General features: G+C 61.1%; 21 protein-coding genes. 17 read left to right on the forward strand and 4 right to left on the reverse strand.

Translation table 11 applies throughout. The features are described 5' to 3' along the window. Positions 1–173 precede the first annotated feature (173 nt). The 6 genes from BLT65_RS23140 to BLT65_RS23165 all read left to right on the forward strand — a co-directional run bounded on the left by BLT65_RS23140 (position 174) and on the right by BLT65_RS23165 (position 6,334). Positions 174–800: a response regulator transcription factor gene (locus tag BLT65_RS23140; protein WP_042305462.1), complete on the forward strand. Its 627-nt coding sequence runs from the start codon at positions 174–176 to the stop codon at positions 798–800. An 85-nt stretch (positions 801–885) separates the two neighbouring features. Further along, positions 886–1,218: a response regulator gene (locus tag BLT65_RS23145; protein WP_244186559.1), complete on the forward strand. Its 333-nt coding sequence runs from the start codon at positions 886–888 to the stop codon at positions 1,216–1,218. A 140-nt stretch (positions 1,219–1,358) separates the two neighbouring features. Further along, the gene (locus tag BLT65_RS23150) at positions 1,359–1,655 is read left to right on the forward strand and encodes a YtcA family lipoprotein (protein ID WP_244186560.1); all 297 of its coding nucleotides are present in this window, start codon (positions 1,359–1,361) and stop codon (positions 1,653–1,655) included. A 15-nt stretch (positions 1,656–1,670) separates the two neighbouring features. Next, positions 1,671–2,723: a multidrug transporter subunit MdtN gene (mdtN, locus tag BLT65_RS23155; RefSeq protein WP_091781386.1), complete on the forward strand. Its 1,053-nt coding sequence runs from the start codon at positions 1,671–1,673 to the stop codon at positions 2,721–2,723. Positions 2,724–2,732: 9 nt separating this feature from the next. Continuing rightward, the gene (locus BLT65_RS23160) at positions 2,733–4,844 is read left to right on the forward strand and encodes an FUSC family protein (RefSeq protein ID WP_091781388.1); all 2,112 of its coding nucleotides are present in this window, start codon (positions 2,733–2,735) and stop codon (positions 4,842–4,844) included. Then, on the forward strand, positions 4,841–6,334 hold the full coding sequence (locus tag BLT65_RS23165) for an MdtP family multidrug efflux transporter outer membrane subunit (RefSeq protein ID WP_091781390.1): 1,494 nt from the start codon (positions 4,841–4,843) through the stop codon (positions 6,332–6,334). The genes BLT65_RS23160 and BLT65_RS23165 overlap by 4 nt, the downstream gene beginning before the upstream one ends. A 39-nt stretch (positions 6,335–6,373) precedes the next feature. On the opposite strand, the gene BLT65_RS23170 is transcribed toward BLT65_RS23165, so the two are convergent. Further along, positions 6,374–6,724, reverse strand: coding sequence for a winged helix-turn-helix domain-containing protein (locus tag BLT65_RS23170; protein ID WP_042305466.1), 351 nt, complete (start codon positions 6,722–6,724; stop codon positions 6,374–6,376). Positions 6,725–6,974: 250 nt separating this feature from the next. Next, on the reverse strand, positions 6,975–7,361 hold the full coding sequence (locus tag BLT65_RS23175; protein WP_091781391.1) for a potassium channel family protein: 387 nt from the start codon (positions 7,359–7,361) through the stop codon (positions 6,975–6,977). An 850-nt stretch (positions 7,362–8,211) separates the two neighbouring features. Here BLT65_RS23175 and BLT65_RS23180 point away from each other — a divergent pair. Next, positions 8,212–9,609 carry a sensor histidine kinase gene (locus tag BLT65_RS23180; RefSeq protein ID WP_244186561.1) on the forward strand — a complete coding sequence of 466 codons (1,398 nt, stop codon included), beginning with the start codon at positions 8,212–8,214 and terminating at the stop codon, positions 9,607–9,609. 203 nt (positions 9,610–9,812) lie between these two features. After that, a complete protein-coding gene (locus tag BLT65_RS23185; RefSeq protein WP_091781394.1) occupies positions 9,813–11,858 on the forward strand; it encodes an FUSC family protein in 2,046 nt (681 codons plus the stop codon). 32 nt (positions 11,859–11,890) lie between these two features. Here the strand turns inward: BLT65_RS23185 and BLT65_RS23190 are convergent, their stop codons facing one another. Together BLT65_RS23190 and BLT65_RS23195 are read right to left on the reverse strand one after the other, a co-directional pair. Continuing rightward, positions 11,891–12,637, reverse strand: coding sequence for an SDR family oxidoreductase (locus tag BLT65_RS23190; protein ID WP_091781397.1), 747 nt, complete (start codon positions 12,635–12,637; stop codon positions 11,891–11,893). Between the two features lie 30 nt (positions 12,638–12,667). Further along, positions 12,668–13,069 carry a nuclear transport factor 2 family protein gene (locus BLT65_RS23195; protein ID WP_091781400.1) on the reverse strand — a complete coding sequence of 134 codons (402 nt, stop codon included), beginning with the start codon at positions 13,067–13,069 and terminating at the stop codon, positions 12,668–12,670. Positions 13,070–13,223: 154 nt separating this feature from the next. On the opposite strand from BLT65_RS23195, the gene BLT65_RS23200 reads away from it, so the two are divergent. The 9 genes from BLT65_RS23200 (at position 13,224) to BLT65_RS23240 (ending at position 22,441) form a co-directional block, all read left to right on the forward strand. Next, positions 13,224–13,853 (forward strand): TetR/AcrR family transcriptional regulator, encoded by a 630-nt coding sequence (locus BLT65_RS23200; protein WP_091781731.1) that lies wholly within the window; start codon positions 13,224–13,226, stop codon positions 13,851–13,853. Positions 13,854–13,938: 85 nt separating this feature from the next. Continuing rightward, positions 13,939–14,646 (forward strand): hypothetical protein, encoded by a 708-nt coding sequence (locus tag BLT65_RS23205; RefSeq protein WP_091781734.1) that lies wholly within the window; start codon positions 13,939–13,941, stop codon positions 14,644–14,646. Between the two features lie 90 nt (positions 14,647–14,736). After that, positions 14,737–15,642, forward strand: coding sequence for a LysR family transcriptional regulator (locus BLT65_RS23210; protein WP_042305473.1), 906 nt, complete (start codon positions 14,737–14,739; stop codon positions 15,640–15,642). Between the two features lie 41 nt (positions 15,643–15,683). Further along, a complete protein-coding gene (locus BLT65_RS23215) occupies positions 15,684–16,034 on the forward strand; it encodes a superinfection immunity protein (RefSeq protein ID WP_244186562.1) in 351 nt (116 codons plus the stop codon). Between the two features lie 91 nt (positions 16,035–16,125). Continuing rightward, complete coding sequence (locus BLT65_RS23220; protein WP_091781403.1) at positions 16,126–16,560, forward strand: MarR family winged helix-turn-helix transcriptional regulator; 435 nt, start codon at positions 16,126–16,128, stop codon at positions 16,558–16,560. Between the two features lie 97 nt (positions 16,561–16,657). After that, entirely contained in the window at positions 16,658–18,205 is a 1,548-nt protein-coding gene (locus tag BLT65_RS23225) for an efflux transporter outer membrane subunit (RefSeq protein WP_244186563.1), read from the forward strand. 63 nt (positions 18,206–18,268) lie between these two features. Next, the gene (locus BLT65_RS23230; protein WP_091781409.1) at positions 18,269–19,444 is read left to right on the forward strand and encodes an HlyD/EmrA/EmrK family protein; all 1,176 of its coding nucleotides are present in this window, start codon (positions 18,269–18,271) and stop codon (positions 19,442–19,444) included. A gap of 88 nt (positions 19,445–19,532) precedes the next feature. Continuing rightward, positions 19,533–21,089 (forward strand): DHA2 family efflux MFS transporter permease subunit, encoded by a 1,557-nt coding sequence (locus BLT65_RS23235; protein WP_091781412.1) that lies wholly within the window; start codon positions 19,533–19,535, stop codon positions 21,087–21,089. A gap of 221 nt (positions 21,090–21,310) precedes the next feature. Next, the gene (locus BLT65_RS23240) at positions 21,311–22,441 is read left to right on the forward strand and encodes a porin (RefSeq protein ID WP_279634477.1); all 1,131 of its coding nucleotides are present in this window, start codon (positions 21,311–21,313) and stop codon (positions 22,439–22,441) included. The last annotated feature ends 20 nt before the right edge of the window (positions 22,442–22,461 follow it).

The following is a 22,461-nucleotide window of genomic DNA, read 5'->3' on the forward strand; positions in this document are numbered from 1 at the left end:
CAAATCTGGCGCCGCCATTACATAAACATGTCATGCAGCCTGCACTTCCGGGCGCCGATCCCGGCGGTATAATTTTTCTCCGGCACGGCCGCGTGAGCGTCGCATCCAGCGACATCATCGCGGGCCGGCTGTCCGAGGTCAGGGGAGGCGCCTCCTGACAACAGAGGGGTTCGATGGAATCCGCAGGTGAACTGGTGTATCTGGTTGACGACGACGAACGGGTGCGAGAGGCACTCGCTGCGTTGCTGCGTGCAAACGGAAGAACTGTCCACGCGTTCAACTCCGGCAGAGCATTTCTCGACACACCGCGTCAAAAAGCCGTTGCATGTCTGATCCTCGATATGAGAATGCCGGGCTTGAGTGGCCTGGACGTCCAGAAACTGGTCAGCGCGGACGCTCATATCCCCGTCATTTTCATCACGGGGAGAGGGGATGTGCCATCCACGGTGCTGGCCATGAAGGGCGGCGCGGTTGACTTCCTCACCAAGCCCATCGACGAAGACGCGTTGCTCAACGCGGTCGATGCGGCGCTCGCCAAAGCCCATGTGCTTCGCGCGGAGGCGGCTGATACAGCGGCGCTCCACGCGCTCTATCAATCGCTGACACCTCGTGAGCAGGAACTCTTGCCATTACTCGTTAGCGGCTTGCTCAACAAGCAGGCGGCGGCCGTCCTTGGTATCACCGAATACACCGTCCAGGTACATCGAGGCCACATCATGAGAAAAATGCGCGCAGATTCATTCGCCACGCTGGTCAGGCAGGCAAGCAAACTGCAGCTTGAAGCATCGCCGACACGATAGTCCAGAGCCTGGCGCCAGTGCCAGTTCCTTGTTGGACCCATGAGCCGGAAAAACAATGTGCGCGTCCGCGGTTCGAACCGTTGCCGTGATTGATGATGACCGTCGCGTCCTGGCGGCACTGGCCAACCTGCTGGCTTCTGGCGGGTATGGAACACGGGTCTATGAATCCGCAGTGGATTTCTTTTCCGAGGGTTACTCGGGCCTGTTATGTGTTGTCACCGACCTGGGAATGCGGCACATCGACGGCATTCAGGTGCTCGATAGAACGGTTCAGTCGGGCGCCACCACGCCCGTCATCGTTATCACAGGCAAGCCGACCGGGCATACGGAAGACTACTATTTGCAGAGAGGCGCATTGGGTTTCTTCCGGAAACCTGTCGATGGCGACGCGCTGCTAGACCTGCTGGATAGAATTTAAGTAAGCCTTGGGGAAACACAACTCGCCGCGCGATTTACACCATCCCTTACTAAGGCGACACTACATATTCATGTAATGCGCGGGGCTTCATTGCCGCGCTATTGTTGCGAACTCGACGCTTTGCCCGGGGGCTGCACGCCTTGAAACGACACGTTCCATTCGCCAAAGACTCACATGCAAAGCGTGCGCGCGGGACGGCGGCGATCGCCGCGGTTCTCGTCTCGGGGTGCGCGAATTCGCCATCCCTCAGCGTACTCGGCGCGTACTTTCCGGACTGGCTGTTCTGCCTCGTCGCGGGCGTGGTGCTCACGGTCGTCGTCCATCTGATCGTCAAACGCATGCGGGCCGAGCTTGTCTTGTGGCCCGCGGCGGTGGTGTATCCCACGCTTGTCACTTTCCTTTCACTCGCTGTCTGGTTGATGCTGTTCCAACATTGATCTTCAGGTAATGCAATGGCGACAACTGCCAACCGGACAAAGAAGCGCGCGTGGCCGGCCATCATCCTGGTCGTGCTGACGCTGCTATTGGTGGTCTTCGTGATCCGCCAGCTGGAACGCGCGCCGCGCACCGACGACGCCTATGTCTACGCGGATACCATCGACGTCGTACCTGAGGTGAACGGCCGTATCGTCGAGTTGCCCGTGCATGACAACCAGGCGGTGAAGCAGGGCGATCTGCTGTTTCGCATCGATCCGCGTCCGTATCAGGATGCGCTGACGCGGGGCAAGGCGTCGCTCGTTGCGCTCGACAGGCAGATCGAGTTGACCCAACGCACTGTCAATGCGCAGCAGTACAACGCGGAGTCGGTGCGCGCGGCTGTCGAGCGCGCGCGAGCCGCAGCCGCTCAGGCGTCCGATACGCTACACCGCATGGAGCCGCTGTTGTCACACGGTTATGTGTCGGCGGAGGACGTCGACCGTGCGCGCACCGCGCAACGCGCCACGCAGGCCGAACTCAGCGCCGCGCAACTGCAGGCGCAGCAGGCGGCAGCGGCGGTGAGCGGCGTCGATGCGCTGGTCGCGCAACGCGCCGTTGTCACGGCGGAGATCTCGCTTGCGGAATTGAACCTCGAGTATGCGACGGTGCGAGCGCCTTTCGACGGACGCATTGTGTCGTTGAAGACGGCAACGGGCCAGTTTGCAACGGCGCTCAAACCTGTGTTCACGTTGATCGATACGCGCCACTGGTACGTGGTCGCGAACTTTCGTGAGACGGAACTCAAGGGCATCAGGACGGGGACGCCCGCGACGGTCTATCTGATGAGCGATACGGGCCAGCGCTTTCGGGGCACCGTCGATTCGATCAGTTACGGCATCGCGTCCGACGAAGCCGGTCTCGCCTTGCCCGGCGGATTGCCGCGCATTCAACGCACGCTTAACTGGGTCCATGTGTCGCAGCGGTTTCCGGTCAAGATCCGCGTGGACGATCCGAACCCCGAGCTGTTCCGCGTCGGCACGTCGGCGGTGGCGGTGCTGCACCCGGGCAACGACGGCGCAAGCCATTGAGGAGCGCCCATGGCCGCCGCCGACTACTTGCCCGCTATGCCCATCAAGCTGCGCAATGCAGGCGATTTCCTGACCCGCGAGCTTGCGCCTTTTCCTGGTCGGCTCAACGTGATGTTGCGTTGCATGCTGACCAGCGCAATCGTGATCGTCGCATCGATGGCGCTCGAAGTGCCGGAGCTTCCGCTGTCGCTGCTGGTGGTGTTTTACGTCACGCAGGCGAACGTGGTGGTGACGCGGTTGGTCGGCATCATGTTCATGGTCGGATCGACGCTCGCCATTGGCCTGTCGATCCTGCTGCTGAAATTCACATTCGATTATCCGTTGCTGCGCATCGTCGTCGCGAGTGTGGTGTTTTTCGGCAGCGTGTATCTGCTGCGCGTTCTGAAGATCGGCGTGGTGTTTTTCATCGTCGCGATTGTCGTGATCTATGTGCAGAGTTTCGTCGATCAGACCGATCAGGCCGACCTGCTGATTCGCGCCGTGTTGTGGGTATGGGTCGCCGTCAACTATCCGATCGCGCTGGCGCTCGTGGTCAATACGCTGCTGTTGCCCGCCGAACCGCAGTTGCAGCTCAAGGCGGAAATCCATCGGCAGCTTGCGGCGCTGGACATACGTCTGACGCAACTGATCGACAACACGCCGAACGTCACGCCGATCACGCTAGCGGCCGTCCAGCAAGGCGCGCTGACGTTGCAAAAGCTGTTGCGGTTCACGACGATGCGAGACGCGCATTTTCGCGAGCATCAGGCGGCGCAGCTTGCATGCATCGCGACCGTGTCGCGTCTCTATCGCGGCGCGAGCGAGTTGCCCGATACGTGGCCGGCGCCGTCGCCGGCGCGGCGTGCGATGTTGTCCGAGTTGCGGGCGAACGTCCGGGCACTCGACGAAGCGGTGATGTCGGGTGAACCGTATCGTCACGTGAGCACCGCGACACCAGAAGAGCACAATGCAGCCGATACGATTCCCGCCGCAGGCGAGTTGCAGCGCGCGCTGCATGCGTACGCGGATCTCGCCGCGCGAGGTGCGGAGACGGGCAAACCGGCCGCCGCCGAACCGATGGTGGCGCCCGATGCATGGACCAATCCCGCGTACCTGCGCTTTTCGTTGAAGACGCTGCTCGCCGTGCTGGCCTGCTACGTGTTCTACAACGCGGTCGACTGGCAAGGCATACACACGATCATGCTGACCTGCGTGATCGTCGCGCTGCCGAGCCTCGGCGCATCGACGCAGCGTGCGCTGCTGCGCCTGACGGGGGCCGCCATTGGCAGTGCGCTGGCGCTTTTCATGGTGGTGTTCGTCATTCCCCATCTCGACGATATCGCCGGCCTGCTGTTGATCACGCTGCCCGTCGCCGCGCTCGGGGCGTGGATATCGGCGGGCTCGGAGCGGATCGGCTACGCGGGCATCCAGGTGATATTCACGTTCTCGCTCGCCGTTCTCGGGCAGTTCGGCCCAACCACCAATCTGACTGAGATCCGCGACCGGATGGTGGGCATTCTGCTGGGCGTCGGTGTGGCGACCTTCGTGCAGATGTCGTTCTGGCGGGAAGGCGAGGGCGACGCGTTGCGGCAGAGACTCGCTACCATGTTGCGCGCGATCGCCGCACAACTGCGCATGCCCAGCGACGATGCAGGGGACGAGTTGCCGTACGCGCAGCGCCAGTTGCAGGCATGGGCGGTATTGGCCGATTGCGAGGCGACGCTCGCGCGTGTTGCACTCGAACCCGGCTGGCAGGAAGCCGAGCATGCGCAATGGACATTGCGCGCGCAAACCGTGCTCGCGCAGGGACGCGAGATCATGCTGGCAGGCGATGCGCTGCGCAGTACGCTGGTCGCGCAAGCGGGAGCGTCGAACTCGCAAACGGTCGATACCGTGCGCTCGACGCAAGAACAGGCGCGCGTCGAACTCAACCGGTACGCGGACGAGCTTGCGGCCAGCCCGCCCGACGCCCGCGCGCCGCGACGCAGCGAGATCGCTGCACAAGAAGCTGTCGAAGCGGCGGATAGACCGCTCATCGCCGCAGCGGACGAACTGTCGCGGCAAGTCGCGGGGTTGCCGGACTGGCGTGCCGAGGTACAGGACGGGGCGTCCGTTGCGGCGCCCTCATCACAGCCCATATGAACATGAATCAGCGATCGGTTTTGCGTGATGGGCGGTGGCGTCGACGCGTGTTATGCGTGGCGTGGCTATCGTCCGCGCTGTCGGGATGCGCGCTGATCCATCACGACACCACGCCTTATACGGAGATTGCCCCTGAACAGATCAATCTCGCGGACGACATCCATCTCGCGCGCGATGGCTGGCCCGCCGCGCGCTGGTGGACACGGTATGGCGATGAGCAACTCGACGCGCTGATCGATCAGGCGCTCGCCAACGCCCCGACGATGGTGATTGCGCGCACGCGCGTCGCGCAGGCCAGGTCGGATGTCGAGCTGGTCAGCGCAGGAACGGGCTTGCAGGTGGTCGCGCTGGCGTTGCTGGATCGCGAGCATGTTTCCGCAAACGGCTTTCTTGGCCCGTTCGCACAGAATGAACCGGCTTTGGGGCTGACGGGGCCGTGGTACACCGAGGGCGTTGTCGGATTGGGCGCGAGCCTGAATGTCGATCTCTGGGGCAAGCAGCGCGCACAGGTCGCCGCATCGCTCGGCGTGAACAACGCGCGGCTCGCCGAGACGTCTGCCGTCGAACTCGAAATCTCGGCGGATGTGGCGCAGCTTTACTACGGCATTCAAACGACTTATCAGCTCATCGATCTGCTAAACGAACTGCACGAAACAGCAGAGTTCGCAGTGCAGGCACACGAGGCGCGCGCCGCGCGCGGCCTCGAAGCACGCACCTTGCTCGAAGAAGCGCGAGCGCAGCAACTGGCCGTCGAACGGCAGATCGTGTCGGCGCAAACGCAGATCAAGCAGTTTCGCGAATCGATGCGGGCGCTGGTCGGCGCGGGCCCCGATGGCCTGCCCGCCATCGAGCCCGTCGCGCTGCCGCGCTCGCAGGCCGCGTTGCCGCCGGCGCTTTCGTATGAACTGCTGGCCCGGCGCCCCGATCTGCAGGCGATGCGCTGGTATGTCGAATCGTCGTTCGACCGGATCGATGCGGCCAAGGCGGCGTTCTATCCGAGCTTCGACATCAAGGCGTTCTTTGGCGTCAATGCCTTGCATCTCGCCGACCTTTTCACGCATGCGAGCCAGCAGATCAATCTGATTCCGGGCCTGTATCTGCCGATCTTCGACGGTGGCCGGCTCAACGCGAACCTTGGCGGCGCACGCGAGGGGAGCAACCTGTTGATCGAGCAGTACAACCAGGCCGTGCTCAACGCGGTGCGCGATGTCGCACAGACGGGTAGCCGCCTGCAGGCGCTCGACGCCCAGACGGAGCTGCAGAAGCAGCGGATCGAATCGATTGCGTTCACGAGGGACAGCGTCGAAGCGCACTATCAACGCGGACTGACGAGCCGGCTCGCGGCGCTTCAGGCACGCCAGCCGGTGATCGCCGAACAGGTTGCGCTGCTGGAGCTACGGGGGCAGATGCTCAGTCAGGAGATCGCATTGACCAAGGCACTCGGCGGCGGCTATCGCGCTGCAGCACCCGTCGAACTGAAGCCGCGTTGACCCGCGCCGCGCGCCGATGCACTTCAAAACACAAAACGGCTATCTTGCAGACCGCATCAACTGGGCATGCACGACAAGCATTGGAATCAGATAAGCCGGTTGTGCCGGTCGCAACAGACGGTAGCCGCGCCCAGGCACAGATACGAGCAACCTGCGATGTTCGCCCATCATTTTGCGGATCATGCAGATGTGGACACGAAGGTTGTTTTCAGCGACCACCGTGTGCGGCCAGACCTGGTCTGTGAGCTTTTCCTTTGTCACCAGCGCGCCATTGGCTTCGATAAGCACGAGCAAGACATCCATCGCTCTGCAACCAAGTTCGACAGGAAGACCGTCGACGAACACTTCTCTACGGTCCGGGAACACAGTCAGGTTTTCGATGCGAATCATGGTGTTGCATATCCGATTGGTTGAGACTTGCGCGGCCCGTTGACGGCAAGTACGTGCCCAGGAGATCAGGTTGATGCGTACACGCGCGGTCCTCGGTTGTCCCAGTATCGCTTCCAGACTCGCAAAGGGTTCACCCTGCTCCAAGCGTAAGGCTAGAGATGATAGGCGGCAGTCCGAAGGACGGCTATTACATGAATCTGGAATCAGCCGGGCATGGCGAGAAAAGGAACAGAAGCGGATCGTGTAGGGTTTAGCGTGGCCGCAGGCCAGCTCGTTGAGCCGCTACCTGAATGCCGTAGACAGTGGAGCCCGTTGTCACTCCCGTCATCAACACGCCGAGCAAACCCAGTAAAACCGCGATGATCCGGCCAAGCGTGGTGGTTGGTACGACGTCGCCGTAGCCGATGGTCAGCGCAGTGACCGCGCAAAAATACAGTGTCTCGCCCAGCGACGAGTGGACGCGCGTAGCCATATTGACGGCCCCGCCACCGTAGTACATTGCAATCGACAAAACGAAGAAAAGCACGACCATGATGGCCAGAATACTGCGCAGGTGCCAGAGAACCTTTGCGACTTCGACAACTGCATCGTGCGGCGAGAGGCGGACGTGAAGATCGTCCTTGATGTCAGTGTTCATGTTTCTTGAAACTATCAGGTTAACTTGAACGCTCTTCGAGAGCGCGCCGTAAACAGCAAGGCTCTTCGCGCGAAATAGATTGGAGTTCGTGAAAGAGCAGATGCTGGAAAGCCATCATCCACTATTTAACCGGTGGCAGCGAAACAATAAAGATTGCGCCGTAGTCGGGGTTGTTGCCGACTGAAATTTCGCTCGCTGTGAAGCTTCGCAAGGCCATCACGCGATCTCCTGCTGGCGCACATCACTGTCAACAACTGTGTCAACTCGCAGCGCCTGGGATCGATGTTAGTTCGCAGGAAGTTGGCGTTCCATTACATGAAACTGGAGTCGCGTCGAATCTTCGGACGAGACTTGGCGCTGGCGTAGAACCGACAGTGGTCGATCAGATCTGGCGGCAGACGCGGCGGGACGACTTTCGTCGAGAGGAAAACGCGCGGCGCGTTCGCGGGCGCTTCAACAGTCACACGCATTTTGCAATCACACGCATGGTTATCGGGGCACGCTTGCCGCCATCCCCCGTCGAATGCGCGCGTCTCCCCAATAAGGGGGATGGCGGGCCGCGTTGCGCCGCGAGACCATGGATCTACCGGATGCAGGTCGACGCGCTCCCCGCGCGGGCAGTGCGCCTTTCGATCCCCGCCGGGCGGCTGACGGAGGCTTCGCCGGAAACGGCGCGTTTCGCGCCACGTGATACGCCGCATTGAATCGCATCGCAGGGTATCAGGCGGGAGCCGTTCGGTGCGCAGCCGTAGACGCCGCTGCGCCGGCGCTGCTTGTTAGTCGACATCGTGCGCCCGTTACCGATAGATAAATTGCCGTGCTAGCCAAAGTACCCAAAATCAGCAACCCCTTGCGAGAAAAGACCGCCTCCCTCGCTGCCGATCTGACCGATGTCGTCGAGCGCACGCTCGCGACACTGACGCCGCTCGACGGATACCGCTTGTTGCCGCCGGCCGCCAAAGAGGATGTTCACGAATCCGTCGCGCTGTCGGCCAAAGTATGGTTCGAGACGCTGTTGTCGGGCGAACCTCCGTCCGCGCAGCACATGAACGTGTTTCGGGAAATCAGCCAGAAACGTGAGCCTCAACGCGTACCGCTGCAAAGCCTGCTTCAGGCGCTGCGCCTCGGCTTGCGGGAAATCTGGAGCACCTACGTCGCGCTGGGAGAACTGGACGAGCATATTGGCAAAGAGCTTCTGGTCGACGTCTCGCTGTATCTCTTCGATTACTTCGATCTCGTCGCGCAGATCATCGTCCACGCTTATCTGGCCGAGCAATATCGTCAACCGGGTTGGACGGAACTGGCCGTCGCGATCGAGGAGGGCGCGCGCCAATCCGAAAACGTGCGGCACCACCTCGTCGCGCTGCTCGGGAAGTTGTCGGACGAGCCGCATCTGTTGTCGAGGCTGGACCCCGGTCACGCGCAAGATCAACGCAGCGCTGAACCGGCCGGTGCGCAAGTGATGAAGTTCTTTGGTATCGATGTCGATATCGACGACAGCGCAGACGTCGCGAAGGCGTTGCGCGACGCGCAGGAGAAGCTTTCACAGGCGTCACGGCTCGCGGCTGTCGCCGAACTGTCCGCCTCCATTGCTCACGAACTCAACCAGCCCCTTCAGGCCGTCGTCGCGCATGGGCAAGCATGCTTGCGGTGGCTCGCTGCCACACCGCCCAGGATCGAGGAAGCCAGACTTTCGGCCGAGCACGTTGTTCGCGACGCGAATGCCGCCGCCGATGTGGTAAGCCGCATCCGCGCGCTCTTCAGGCATGCAGCACCGCAAAAGGCGGATCTCGACATCAACAAGCTGATCCTTCAGGTATGCACGCTGATGGCCGACGATATCCAGCGCAACGCGATTTCGCTGGAGACGATACTGTACGAAGACGTGCCGAAGATCAGAGCCGACGCGGTTCAGATTCAGCAGGTGCTCGTGAACCTCGTGCGCAACGCAATCGAAGCGTTAGCGGCAACGGAGGAACGGCCGAAGCTGCTGGTGGTCCGCTCGCGTCGCGATGCGGAGAGTGTCGTGATCGACGTGGAAGATCGCGGCGCGGGACAGGTGGACTTCGAGAGGATCTTCGAGCCGTTCTTCACTACCAAGAAGACAGGGATGGGCATGGGCCTGGCGATCTGCCGGTCTATTGTCGAAGCACACGCTGGCCGGATCTGGGCTGTGCGCAATGTGTCCCGCGGCGTGACGTTCAGCTTCACCCTCCCGATCGAGCGTTCGAACGCAACAGCGCGTTGACAGTGGCTGCTGGTATCGCGTGACTTCGCATCGGACGAGCAAGGTGAACCGCATGGCCGCGTCCTTTGCGGCTTCGACGCGTGCGCGTCCTATGCGATCGTCCAGGCAGACTTCGAAGAAACGCGGGACACTGTGGGTCGTTTGACTGCGAGCCTGGACAATCTGCCGGGCAGAGAGACTGATCCCCCACGCGATTTGTTCCGATGAATCTCCCTTCGCTGCGCGACTGGATTTTTTCACTAAAGACCTTTCTTGCAGGGATGCTCGCGCTTTACATCGCGTTCTGGTTCGACCTTCCGAGGCCGTACTGGGCGCTGGCATCCGTCTATATCGTGTCGAACCCGTTCGTCGGCGCCACAAGGTCGAAGGCGCTGTATCGCGTGATCGGCACCGTGCTTGGCGCGCTCGCTTCCGTCGCCCTCGTGCCGCCTTTCGCCGAGACGCCTTATCTGTTGAGCGCAGTGATAGCGTTGTGGACGGGCGTGTTCGTCTACATTTCGATCTCGACGCGTGCGGCACGCAGCTACGTGTTCCTGCTCGCCAGCTATTCGCTGTCTGTCATCGCGCTACCGGCGCTATCGAACCCGCTGAGCATCTTCGACGTGGCCGTGGCGCGAACTGAAGAAATCACGCTTGGCATCGTCTGCGCGAGCATCGTCGGCAGCGTATTTTTTCCGAGCCGGCTCGCGCCGACGCTGATCGAGCGAACCGATTCATGGTTCCGCGACGCGACGCTTTACGCGAAAGAGTCGCTGGCGGGCCGGGCCGTGGGCGCGCTCGTTTCGGGAAGCCGCCAGAAGATGGCGACGAGCGTGCGCGGCTTCGAATTCCTGTTGAGCCAGTTGGCCTACGATCACGTCAGCCCGGCGATTCTCGCTCGCAGCGAGGAACTGCAAGGCCGGATGCAACTGATACTGCCTATCACCTCGGCACTTGCAGATATCCTCGCGGCCGCACAGAAATCGGAGCCCGGCGTTCCCGTTAGCCTGAACGAACTGCTGCGCGATACCTGCCGCTGGATGGACGCGTCGCTAGGCGAAGACCCCGAGCACGGGGCGTCGCTGTTGCGGATGCGTATCGCGCAACTGGACCCGGCCCGCAACGAGTTGACGACCTGGCAGGCGGCATTGTTATCCAGCGCGCTGTCGCGCTTGCGGCAAGTGGTGGATCTGTGGGCCGATTGCCGGAGCTTGCGCGACATGATCGTGTACGAAAAAGCGAGCTGGCGACCGCGCTTTCGTCATTGGCGGGTCGGCACGCGTCACGCGTTTCTCGACCGGGGTCTTGCTTTGTTCTCTGCCAGTTCGGCCGCGCTGGTCATCTTCGTTTCGTCGAGCATCTGGATTGCTTCGGGCTGGCAGGACGGTGCGGCGGCCGTGTCGTTGGGCGCTATCGGTGTCTGCTTTTTCGCCGCGCTCGACGAACCCGTGCCCATGATGATTACTTTTCTGAAGTGCGCGACGATGGGCGTCGTCATTTCAGCGTTCTATCTGTTTGTCGTGTTGCCGAGTGGTCAGGACTTCGGCGTGCTGGTCATCTTCTTCTCATTCCTGTTTGTGCCGCTGGGCTTGTTGATGCCACGTCCAAAATGGGCGTTGATATCGACGCTCGTAGCGTTGACGACGGCCACTTTTCTTGGCATCGACAGCGCCTATGACGCCAACATCCTGAGCTTCCTGAATGCCAACCTCGCGGGGCTGGCCGGTGTGATGTTCGCTTCGGTGATGACGGGCGTGATCCGCCCGTTCGGAACGGATGCGGCGACGGCACGGCTCACCCGGTCCAGCTGGCGGGACGTCGTTCTCAGCGCGTCCACGTTATCGATCGATCAGCAGCGCGATCTGAACGCCCGCATGCTCGACCGGCTCGTGCAGCTCATTCCGCGCGTGGCGCCGAGCGAGGACGACAAGCACCCGTCGACGGAAAGCCTGCGCGACATGCGCGTTGCGCTCAACACACTCGACCTGCGCAGACTCTCGGGCAAGTTCTCCGGAGAATTGCCGGTCGTGTTGAATCGCGTGCTCGACGATGTGCGGTCGTACTATGAACGATGCGTCGAATCGGGCGATCGGCAAGGCGTACCGTCGGCGCTTGCGGTCGACGTCGATGCCACCATCGGGCGGATTCTGGCGGACTTCGCGGCCGATCCCGGTGCGCCTGGCTACAAGCTGCGCAAAGGTGCGCTGCACGCGCTCGTCGGGCTCAGGCTGTCGCTGTTTCCAGCGACGAAACCTGGCGACGCGTCCTGACCCGAGTGCCCGATAGCGGCAACGGATTGCGATCAACCCGCCGCAAACAGGTCGTTGAACTCGTTGACCCACGCGTGCTCGCCGGGTCCCGGATTGGCGCGCATCGACACGGCGGGACCCACGAGGATTTCGTTCGCATCGGTGCCCAGTTGCCCGATTGCGCCTTCGATGAACGTATCGAGCGGCATCGCGCGTTCTTCTTCGGTGCTGTTCAGCAACTCTGTGCGAACCCACGGCGGCGCGATTTCAATGAACGAGACCTTGCTGTCCCGAAGCAGATAGCGCTGCGACAACGTGTACGAATGCAAGGCGGCCTTGGTCGCGCTGTACACCGCAGCGATAGCAAGCGGCACGAAGCCCAATACCGAGGTCACGTTCGCGACGACCGCGTCGTCGCGCGTCTTCAGATGCTCGATCAGTGCGGATGTCATGCGGATCGGCCCAAGCAGATTCGTATCGACGGTCGTGCGCATCAGGTCGTCGTCGACGGGGCCTTGCGCGCCATCGGGATACATGACGCCGGCGTTGTTGATCAGCACGTTGAGGTCGGGATACTCGGAAATCAGCCTGGCGGCAACGGCCTGAACGTCAGCGGGATTGTTGATGTCGAGCGACACCGCGCGCATGCCGGGATTCGCATCGATGGTTGCCTGCAGACGCTCGGCGCGCCTGCCTGAAATGATGACCTGGTTGCCGCGCTTGTGCAGCGCCTCGGCAAGTCCGCGGCCAATGCCCGAGCCGCCGCCCGTGATGAAGATGGTGTTGCCTGTGAGTTTCATGTTCGACTCGCTGTGAAATGAAGGTTGCTGTTAGCGCGGAAAGCTGTTGCCGAACATCGGCAGTCCGCTCTTGGATTCGGATTGGCTTGCTTCGTCCTGCAACACGTCCCAGTGCTCGCCCAGCACGCCGTTTTCTATGCGCAGGATGTCGGCAGCAATCCATGCGACGGGGCGCCCGTTACCGGAAAAGCGGCCATGAACGATCACGTAGTCGCCGTCCGCGACGATCACGCCGGGTTCGTATCGCAACGTCGGCGGCAGTGTCCGGATCAGGTTGAACAGACCATCGCGGCCCGGCTCGATATGCGCGCTGTGCTGGATGTAATCCGGCGACCAGAACCGTTCGGCGGCCGCATAGTCGCGCTGGTTGAAAAGCGTGTCGAATGCTTCGAGCACGAGGGCCTTGTTGGCTGCTTCGGTGGTGTGGGTCATGAATATTTCCTGTCCGGTTTGAAGGATTCACCGAAAACACAATGGTGATTGACATTGAGTTTGGGTGATTTGCCTACCGAAGTCAATGGTGGTCACCATTGTATTTTTCGAAGGGCGTTATAATTGGGTCGACAACGGCGTGGAGCATCGAACGATGGGAGTCTCAAAACAGAAGGCGGTGGAGAACCGCAAGGCCATCATTGCGGCCTCGGAGAAACTGTTCCGTGAGCATGGGATCGACGGCGTGGGCCTGAGCGCGCTGATGAAGGCCGCGGGTTTTACGCAGGGCGGGTTCTACAACCACTTCGAATCGAAAGAGGCGCTCGCGGCCGAAGTCGTGGCGAGCGCGATGGACAAGGCCAACCGCGACCTGAAAGAAGCGATCGCAGCGCCCATTACGCGTGGCGGCAACCGGTTGAAGCGGCAGGTGGATTTCTACCTGTCCGGCACGCATTGCGGCGATATTGAACAGGGCTGCGCGGTCGCCGGGCTGACTGCCGACGTTCGGCGGCTCGGCACTGAGGCGCAATCGAATTTTGCAAACGGCCTCGAAACGATGATCGAAACGTTGACGGCGCTCGTCGCCGAACAGCGCGACGAAAGCGTGGACGCGGACGAAGCACGCCGGGAGGCGATTGCGTTCTACAGCGAGATGGTGGGCGCGCTTATTCTGTCGCGGGCGGTCGGCGGGGCGGACCCCCGGCTCGGCGAGGAAATACTGAAGGCGAGCCGGCAGACCTTGCTCAGGAACTTTGCGCTGGAAGGCAGCCAGGGCAAGCGCTGACGCATGCGGTGCAGGCGCGGTAATAGTGCTGAAAGGCCTTCCGGCGTACTATCGCTGCATGCGACACGTCCAGGCGGGAGCCGCGATGAACGAGAGTTCGGTGAGAAGATTCCGTCAGGACGAATGGAGCGAACGGCTTCTGCTCGCGATGAAGACGAGTCTGTCGGTGGCCCACGAACTCGGGTTGTCACCTGACGCCGTCCTCGACTGTGCCGCCAGGCATCTGCAGTTCGATGATTTCATGTCTTTCGCCTCCGCGATTCAGGGCGCCTCCCGGTTGCACAATTGCTGTGGGCGGCGCGACAACATCCCCGCAACCGAGGTCGCCTACATCAAGCGTCTCGCGTCGCGGGTCGGGAGCGACAGGAACGTGCTCGCGGGCACGCCGACGATGTACCCATCCGATCTCCAGACCCATGTCGAAGCGCCCGCCCAGGCATACGATAAGGTCGCTGCCGCCGTTCAGGCGTTGAAGGATGATGTGCAGCGCGCTTTTTCGCAGCGTGACGCGTTGACGGGCGCGGACATGGAAGACGCATCGGAATTTGCAAGGGCGCTCGCGGCGCTCATGCCCGTCGACGACAATGAGAAGGCATACGAGCGCGCGTTGTCGACCGTGTTGCATGTGCGATTCGCGGTGCAGTACCAGCCCGTCCATCGCAACGTGGATGACGCGGCGCGTCATCAAGGCACGGGCGGACAAGGAGAGCCTGCAAGCTTGTCACCTCCGCCTGGCGGATGGATGCAGCGCGTCAAGGATGTCGTTCACTATCCGGGCAGGCTGTACAAATAGGCAACCAGGCGTCCGCTGAAGCCGCACAGTCAAGCAGTCCGACAGGCCGCGCCAAACCGGTCGCTCCCGCACGTATAGCGAGATTTCTCCATGGACTACGTTGAAAGCCTGCGTGTTTTCCGGTCAGTGGTCGAATTGAAAAGCTTCGCGCGGGCAGCCGACATGCATGGCATGGCCCGGCCGGCGGTGTCGCGGGCCGTCTCGGCGCTGGAGGAGCGCGTAGGGTGCCGGCTGCTGCACCGGACAACGCGCCAGGTATCGCTCACCGAGGCAGCCGAGCGATTCTACGAAGGCTGCGTGCGCATTCTAGATGATCTGGACGCACTTGAAGCGGACGTCGGCAATCAGACAAAAGAGGCGGGCGGCGTGCTGCGCCTCGTCGCCCACACCACTGCGACGATGGAGCGCCTCGTTCCGCTGATTGCCGAATTCAAACGCGCACATCCGAAAGTCACGTTGGACCTCACGCTAACCGAACGCCCCGTCGACCTCGTGGCCGACGGCTACGATCTCGGCATCGTCGTGCCTTATATGTTGACGAGCGAGACGGCCGTGGTGCGGTTGCTCGAGCGCATTCCCTTCATCATCGTCGCGACACCGCAGTATCTGCAGCGGGCGTCCACGCCGAAGCACCCGTCGGAACTGGCCAATCATCTCTTCGTGGCCATGTCGCCGTCGCTTCGGCGACCGAGCGTCGGCTTTCGGATCGAAAACGAGGAACTGACGATTCCCCTTCGTTTCGACGTGTCATCGAACAGTCCCGCGTTCAACCGGGAAATGGTGCTGCAGGGTTTCGGCATTGGAATCGTGCCCGTCTCGCTCATCGAGAACGAACTGGCGTCCGGCACGCTCGTTCGTCTGCTCGCCGATTTTGAGCTCACCGACATTGGCATCGAGATCCGCCTGGCTTACAGCAACCGGACACTGCTGCCCGCCAAGGTGCGCGCGTTCATCGATCACGCGACGGATTTTTTCGAGCGTACGGCGCCGCGCTGACGGAACTCGATTGATGCATCTGGAAACAACAGTTTGATGGCGTGCCAGGCATCGATTCCCACGCGTCGTTTGGCTATTCTGTGCGCATGCACTTTCAAGTGCTCTTTCTTGAAGTCGAGCGTTATCAGAACAGGTGCCAGATGCACGTATTTATGTCTTACGTATTGATCGCAATCGGTGTGGGCGTTTATTTCACACCTTCGATGATCGCCAGTCGCAGGCTGAAGCAGGAAGCGGCCCGCGTTCTGCTCCTCAATCTTGTACTTGGATGGACCATAGCCGGATGGATCGGCGCACTCAGCTGGGCAACGAAATCATTCGGCACCGATTCACGCAGCGCTGAAAACGCCGCACGGTTGAAACGCCGCTCGCTTGAGGCGGAGCGCGACTGAAGAAAGCCTGTCAGCGAGCCGGAAGATGTATTTTTAATGTTAAGGATGCCGAATATAAATAGAACACGGTATCAAATAATGTCCCGTAGAAATGAACCCGATCTCATCCGAAACTGATGACTGCTTTGCCGTACGGCAGGCAGCGCGGCATATCTCGAAGCTGTACGAACGCCATCTTTGCAAGGTCGGCATTACGCCGACGCAGTTCAGCATCCTGAGCATGCTGAATCGCCATCCGAAATCAACGATGGTTCAACTGGCGGACGCGCTCGTGACCGACCGGACGACGCTGGTACGCATCCTCAAGCCGCTGCTGCGCGATGGCCTCGTGATGGCGCCCGCCGAGGAGCGCGTCAAGCGACGTTTGCGCCTCACGCTCACCGAAAAGGGCCATGAAAGATTCGAACAGGCGACCGTTCATTGGCGTGCTGCTCAGGCGAATTTCGAAGTCGTGTTTGGCCAGCAGCAGGCCGTGCATCTGAGGAACGAACTGTTCCGCGTCACGCGCGACGTGCCCAACGGCTGATAACGACACGGCAACAAACTGATGCATTCCCGAGCATTGATGAGCGCCTCAACGAACCCTAGCATGTGCATATACACTTTTTAACGGATGCCAAAGCATGATCACGCAATCGAACATGAGGACATTGGAAAGCAGATCGAATGGAGGACGAAGCGGGTTGTTCGCCGGCAAACCGGCTGCGTTGCTCGCTGCGGCAGTCGCGGCATTCAGCCTGGCGGGATGCGTCAACTACGCCGGCATCAAGAGCGACAAGAAGATCGAGTCTCCTTCGACCTATGAAACGAAGCAGAGCTTGCCGGACCAGGGCGGTCAATGGCCCGCACTCGATTGGGCGCAGCAGTTCGGCGATCCACAACTGCCGAAACTGATCGACGAATCGCTGAAGGACAACCCGACCATCGATCAGGCGCGCGCCCGCATCGAGAAAGCGACGTCCTATGTCGGCAGCGCGAAATCCTTGCTCTATCCCAACGTAAGCGGTAGTTACTCGTGGACCCGCGAACACTTCTCGGCCAACGCGATCGTGCCGCCACCTTATGCGGGCTCGACGCAGAGTGAAAACAATCTGCTGGTCAGCGCGTCGTGGGACCTCGACCTGTGGGGCAAGAATCGCGAGCGGCTTCGTCAGGCGGTCTCTCAGGAAAAGGTGGCTCAGGCGGAAGCCGAAGAGGTTCGCGTGACGCTTGCCGCGTCGGTCGCAAGCACCTACAACCGCCTCGCGCTCCTATACGCATTGCGCGATGTCGAGAGCCGCGAAGTGCGCAATCGCGAAGACATCGGGCGGATCACGGATGGACGCGTCGGCGCGGGCCTCGACACGAACGTCGAAAAACAGACTGCATACGGCGAGACGGCAACCAGCCGTTCGAGCGTCAGCGATCTCGACGGGCAGATCACAACGGTGCGTTACCAGTTGGGTGCGTTGCTGGGGCAGGGGCCGGACCGTGGACTAAAGATCGCCAATCCTTCATTCGGCGCGAGCCGTGTGGTCGCGTTGCCGGACGACCTTCCGGCCGACCTCATCTCGCGACGGCCCGACATCGTGGCTGCTTACTGGCAGGTCGCTGCGGCCATGCACGACGTGAAGGAGGCGAAGGCCGAGTTCTACCCGGACGTCAACCTTTCGCTGTCGGCGGGTCTCGACGCATTTGGGTGGGGACGTTTCCTCACGGCATCGAGTCGTCAGATGCAGGCGGGACCGGCAATCCATTTGCCGATTTTCGATGCCGGGGCGCTGCGATCGCAACTGAAGGAGCGCTATGCGGACTTCGACTACGACGTGGCGAACTACAACCACACGTTGATCAACGCGCTGTCGGATGTTGCCACGCAGGTTTCGCAGATCCAGTCGACCGATCGGCAACTGGTCGACTCGCAGCAGGCGCTGGACGCACAGACCAAGGCGTATCAACTGGCACTGGTTCGCTACCGATCCGGACTGAGCCAGCAACTGCAGGTGTTGAACGCGGACGACAACCGTCTCGCAGCCGAAAAGTCCGTCATCAACCTGCAGATGGCGCGCCGCGAACAGCAAATCGGCCTGATCAAGGCGATGGGCGGCGGCTTCGACGCAACGCAAGCCGGCCTCGCGTCGAACACCGACACACCGATTCCAACACCTTCGAACGTCAAGACAACCGACTAACCCATTCGAGCCGCCGCCATCAAACGATGGACGGCGTCGATCAAGCCTTGCTGGAGTTCAACGATGAATGCACCTCAATCGCAACCCCAACCCCAACACGTAAGCGAGCCGCCGAAGAAAGCCGGAAAGCGCAAGCTGCTGCTGGCGTTGCTTGCCGCCACGCTGGCTGCATCCGGCGCAGCGTACGGAGCCTACTACTACACGGTCGCGCGCTTTCACGTCGAAACGGACGATGCGTATGTGAACGGCAACGTTGTTCAGATCACCCCTCAGGTTGGAGGCACTGTAATCGGCGTCAACGCGGACAACACGCAGGTCGTGAAGGAGGGCGAGCCTGTCGTGCAGATCGACCCTGCCGATGCACGCATTGCCTTGCAACAGGCCGAAGCGAACCTTGGCCAGACTGTTCGGCACGTACACGGCCTCTACGTCAACGACGACAAATACCGCGCGGATATCGCGCAGCGTCAATCGGATCTGTCGAAGGCACAGGACGATCTGCGTCGCCGGCTTTCTACGGGTATGACGGGCGCCGTGTCGGACGAAGACATTTCGCACGCACGCGATGCCGTCAAGTCGGCGCAGGCCGCGCTCGACGCCGCGAAGCAGCAACTCGGCGCCAACCGCGCGCTGACGGCCAACACGTCGATCGAAGCACACCCCGACGTGCAGGCCAGCGCCGCCCATGTGCGGGATGCGTACCTCGCCTACGCACGGACCACGTTGCCGGCGCCCGTCACGGGCTACGTCGCGCAGCGCAGCGTCCAGGTCGGGCAGCGCGTTTCCACCGGAACGCCGCTGATGTCGGTGGTGCCGCTCAATCAGGTATGGGTCGATGCGAACTTCAAGGAATGGCAGCTTCGGCACATTCGTGTTGGCCAGCCCGTCGAGCTGACGGCCGATGTCTATGGCTCGTCGGTCGTCTATCACGGCAAGGTCGCCGGCTTCACGCCGGGTACGGGGTCGGCGCTGGCGCTGTTGCCCGCGCAGAACGCGACGGGCAACTGGATCAAGGTCGTCCAACGGCTGCCCGTGCGGATCGAAATTCCTCCGCAGGAACTGGAGAAGAATCCGCTGCGCGTGGGCCTGTCGATGAACGTCAACGTCGACGTGAAGGATACCAACGCGGCTTCGCTGACGGCCGTCGATCCCCGTTCGACCTACAAGACCGACGTATTCGCGAAGTACGGCGACGAGGCGAACGACGCGATCGCACACATCATCGCCGCGAACGAGTGACGCGCTTGCATCTGGACCGGGCATGCGAAGGACGCGCTGCCCCTTTTTCCGTATTCACGAAGGCCAGCATCACCATGTCTGGATCACTATGACGACCAAACAAACGAATCATCCTCCGCTGACGGGAGCCAAGCTTGCCTTAGGCTCGTTCGTCGTCGGCCTGGCAGGTTTCATGACCGTGCTCGACTCGTCGATCGCGAATGTCGCGATACCCACCATTTCCGGCAATCTCGGCGTTTCCGTCGATGAAGGCACGTGGGTCATCACCGTTTTTGCCGCAGCGAACTCGGTCGCGATACCGTTGACCGGCTGGCTGACGCAACGCCTTGGACAGGTGCGGCTCTTCGTGGGATCGATCCTGCTGTTCGTGCTTGCGTCGTGGCTGTGCGGCATTGCGCCTTCGTTGCCCATTCTGCTCTTTGCCCGGATACTGCAAGGCGCTGTGGCGGGGCCGCTGATTCCGATGTCGCAGGCGCTGCTGCTGAGTTCGTGGCCCAAGAACAAGTCATCGCTGGCACTCTCGCTGTTCTCGATGATCGTCGTGACGGGACCGATCGTCGGACCGGCGCTCGGCGGCTGGGTCACGGACAGCTATAGCTGGTCGTGGATCTTCTACATCAATATCCCTGTCGGATTGTTCGCGGCGGGCATGGTATGGATGCTGTACCGGCATCGCGATACGCCGTCAAAGAAGATCCCGGTGGACAAGGTTGGATTGCTGCTGCTGGTCGTCTGGGTGGCGGCGTTGCAGGTGATGCTCGATAAAGGCAAGGATCTCGACTGGTTCTCGTCGAATACGATCATCATTCTGACGATCGTCGCGGCCGTCGGTCTTGCGCTTTTTATCGTGTGGGAATTGACGGACAAGAATCCGATTGTCGACCTCACGCTCTTCAAGCAGCGCAACTTTCTTGGCGGCACGGTTTCTATTGCCGTCGCCTACGGGATCTTCTTCGGGACGCTTGTTTTGCTGCCGCAGTGGATGCAGGAGTACCTCGGCTACCGCGCAGTCGATGCGGGACTCGCAACCGCGCCGCTGGGCATTTTCGCTGTGATCGGCGCGCCGATCATGGGCAAGATCCTGCCGCGTTCCGACGCGCGCATTATCGGCACGTTTGCGTTCATCGGCTTCGCGATCGTCTACTACATGCGCTCGTTCTTCTATACGGATCTCAGCGAGGGATACATCATCTTGCCTACGCTGCTGCAAGGTATTCCGATGGCGCTGTTCTTTGCACCGCTGACGGTCATCATCCTCTCTGGCCAGCCGCCTGAGAAGGTTCCCGCCGCAGCCGGGCTGTCCACTTTCGGGCGTATGTTCTTCGGCGGGATCGGCACGTCGGTGGCGAACGTGATCTGGAATAACCGCACGATCTTTCACCATGAAATCCTGACGCAGCAGTCGAGTCCGACCAACCCGATCTTCAACCAGCAGCTCGACACCTACCATTCGCTGTTCGGCCTCGGCAAACAGGCCTCCTTCGCGCTGTTCGACCATACCGTGCAAACGCAGGCGGCAATGATGGGATTGAACGACGTGTTCTACGGGGCCGCCATCGTCATGATCATCATCATTCCGCTGATCTGGATCACGAAACCAGGCAAGTCCGGAGGCGCCAGCGATGCAGCGGCAGGGGCGCACTGAAGCATGCGGGTCGCGCGCGTTGATTGTGTCGTGCAGGCTCTCCGTCAATTGTAAATTTTCTGGCAGTTGCCACGATATTTTCCGGGCAACGTATAGGTATGGCGCCGGGCGCTGAGCGCAGCGGGTCAGATCGTACGTAGTCGTCGTCTGATCCGTTGCTATGTTTTGCTGTACGACATAATCATAATGGTTGGAGACGAGGCATGATGAAGGTCAGGAGAATGCTGTCCAAAACCGCTCGGAGAAGCGGAATAGTGGCGGGAGTGATATCGACAGCGACACTGTATTCAGTTCCATCGAATGCACAATCGTTGGTGACGTTTTACGGCGTCGTCGATACGGGCATTCGCTATACGACTCACGCGGACCCGCAGGGCAATTCAGCCGTTCGACTCGCTAACGGCGGCGCGACAGAGAGTGTGTTCGGATTCAAAGGAACGGAAGATCTCGGCGGCGGCAACAAGGCGGTATTCGAACTCGAAGATCGCTTTTTTCCGAACAGCGGGGTGATCGATCCCGCTTATCCGTTCTTCAATACGGCGTTCGTCGGCTTGCAATCCAGCACCTATGGCAAGCTGACGATGGGGCGGCAAATCAACCCCCTTTCCGACGCGGTGTTGAGCGCGTTCATCACCAATCCGTGGTTGCCCACCTTCTATCAGTTTCGTCCTGAAGTCATGATGGCGCAGGGCGTCTGGACCAGCAACATGGTCAAGTATGCGGCGCGCTGGCAATACCTGACGGCCGAAGTATCGTATGCGTTCGGCGGCAATGCGGGCGCGTTCGGCTCGGGCAGTCAGATCGGTGCATCGCTGATTTTTCTGCCTGGCGCGCCGTTACGCCTGGCTGCCGGATACCTCGATTCGCGCGATGCCGTGAACACATCGGCGCACCTGAAGTCGTGGACGGCGGGCGGTTCCTATGCGTTCGGCGGCACCACGGTGATGGCCGGCTGGGCCGTGAACCGGCAGGACGCAAACTTTGTCGGCAACTTCCCGAATGGGCCGTTCAGCGTGCCGGAATTGACCGCGCTCAAGTTCAACACGTTCGCCGCGCGCAAGATGTTCTTCGGCGGCATCACGCAACTGGTAGGCGATTCCACGCATCTTTCGGCCAACGTGTGGCGCACGATCCAGACGGGGAAGACCCAGGCCGCCGACGGCAACACGACGCAGTTTCAGCTGGTCGCGGATTACAACTTGTCCAAACGCACGGATACGTATGTGGAAGCTGATTACTCGCTGTATCGCGGCGGCATGGTTGGCGCGCAATTCCAGGGCATCAGTGCGTTGAGTTCGGCATACGGTACGACGCAGCTGGGCATTATGGTCGGGTTGCGGCATACGTTCTAGGCCGCGTGAAGCCGGGCGGG

This window comes from Paraburkholderia steynii, assembly GCF_900100565.1.
Taxonomy (GTDB): Bacteria; Pseudomonadota; Gammaproteobacteria; order Burkholderiales; family Burkholderiaceae; genus Paraburkholderia; species Paraburkholderia terrae.

What these genes read in the sequence shown, in the direction of transcription:
- BLT65_RS23140 (WP_042305462.1), top strand. Translation starts at nt 174, where the DNA reads ATGGAATCCGCAGGTGAACTGGTGTATCTGGTTGACGACGACGAACGG.
- mdtN (WP_091781386.1), top strand. Translation starts at nt 1,671, where the DNA reads ATGGCGACAACTGCCAACCGGACAAAGAAGCGCGCGTGGCCGGCCATC.
- BLT65_RS23160 (WP_091781388.1), top strand. Translation starts at nt 2,733, where the DNA reads ATGGCCGCCGCCGACTACTTGCCCGCTATGCCCATCAAGCTGCGCAAT.
- BLT65_RS23165 (WP_091781390.1), top strand. Translation starts at nt 4,841, where the DNA reads ATGAACATGAATCAGCGATCGGTTTTGCGTGATGGGCGGTGGCGTCGA.
- BLT65_RS23170 (WP_042305466.1), bottom strand. Translation starts at nt 6,724, where the DNA reads ATGATTCGCATCGAAAACCTGACTGTGTTCCCGGACCGTAGAGAAGTG.
- BLT65_RS23175 (WP_091781391.1), bottom strand. Translation starts at nt 7,361, where the DNA reads ATGAACACTGACATCAAGGACGATCTTCACGTCCGCCTCTCGCCGCAC.
- BLT65_RS23185 (WP_091781394.1), top strand. Translation starts at nt 9,813, where the DNA reads ATGAATCTCCCTTCGCTGCGCGACTGGATTTTTTCACTAAAGACCTTT.
- BLT65_RS23190 (WP_091781397.1), bottom strand. Translation starts at nt 12,637, where the DNA reads ATGAAACTCACAGGCAACACCATCTTCATCACGGGCGGCGGCTCGGGC.
- BLT65_RS23195 (WP_091781400.1), bottom strand. Translation starts at nt 13,069, where the DNA reads ATGACCCACACCACCGAAGCAGCCAACAAGGCCCTCGTGCTCGAAGCA.
- BLT65_RS23200 (WP_091781731.1), top strand. Translation starts at nt 13,224, where the DNA reads ATGGGAGTCTCAAAACAGAAGGCGGTGGAGAACCGCAAGGCCATCATT.
- BLT65_RS23205 (WP_091781734.1), top strand. Translation starts at nt 13,939, where the DNA reads ATGAACGAGAGTTCGGTGAGAAGATTCCGTCAGGACGAATGGAGCGAA.
- BLT65_RS23210 (WP_042305473.1), top strand. Translation starts at nt 14,737, where the DNA reads ATGGACTACGTTGAAAGCCTGCGTGTTTTCCGGTCAGTGGTCGAATTG.
- BLT65_RS23220 (WP_091781403.1), top strand. Translation starts at nt 16,126, where the DNA reads ATGAACCCGATCTCATCCGAAACTGATGACTGCTTTGCCGTACGGCAG.
- BLT65_RS23225 (WP_244186563.1), top strand. Translation starts at nt 16,658, where the DNA reads ATGATCACGCAATCGAACATGAGGACATTGGAAAGCAGATCGAATGGA.
- BLT65_RS23230 (WP_091781409.1), top strand. Translation starts at nt 18,269, where the DNA reads ATGAATGCACCTCAATCGCAACCCCAACCCCAACACGTAAGCGAGCCG.
- BLT65_RS23235 (WP_091781412.1), top strand. Translation starts at nt 19,533, where the DNA reads ATGACGACCAAACAAACGAATCATCCTCCGCTGACGGGAGCCAAGCTT.
- BLT65_RS23240 (WP_279634477.1), top strand. Translation starts at nt 21,311, where the DNA reads ATGCTGTCCAAAACCGCTCGGAGAAGCGGAATAGTGGCGGGAGTGATA.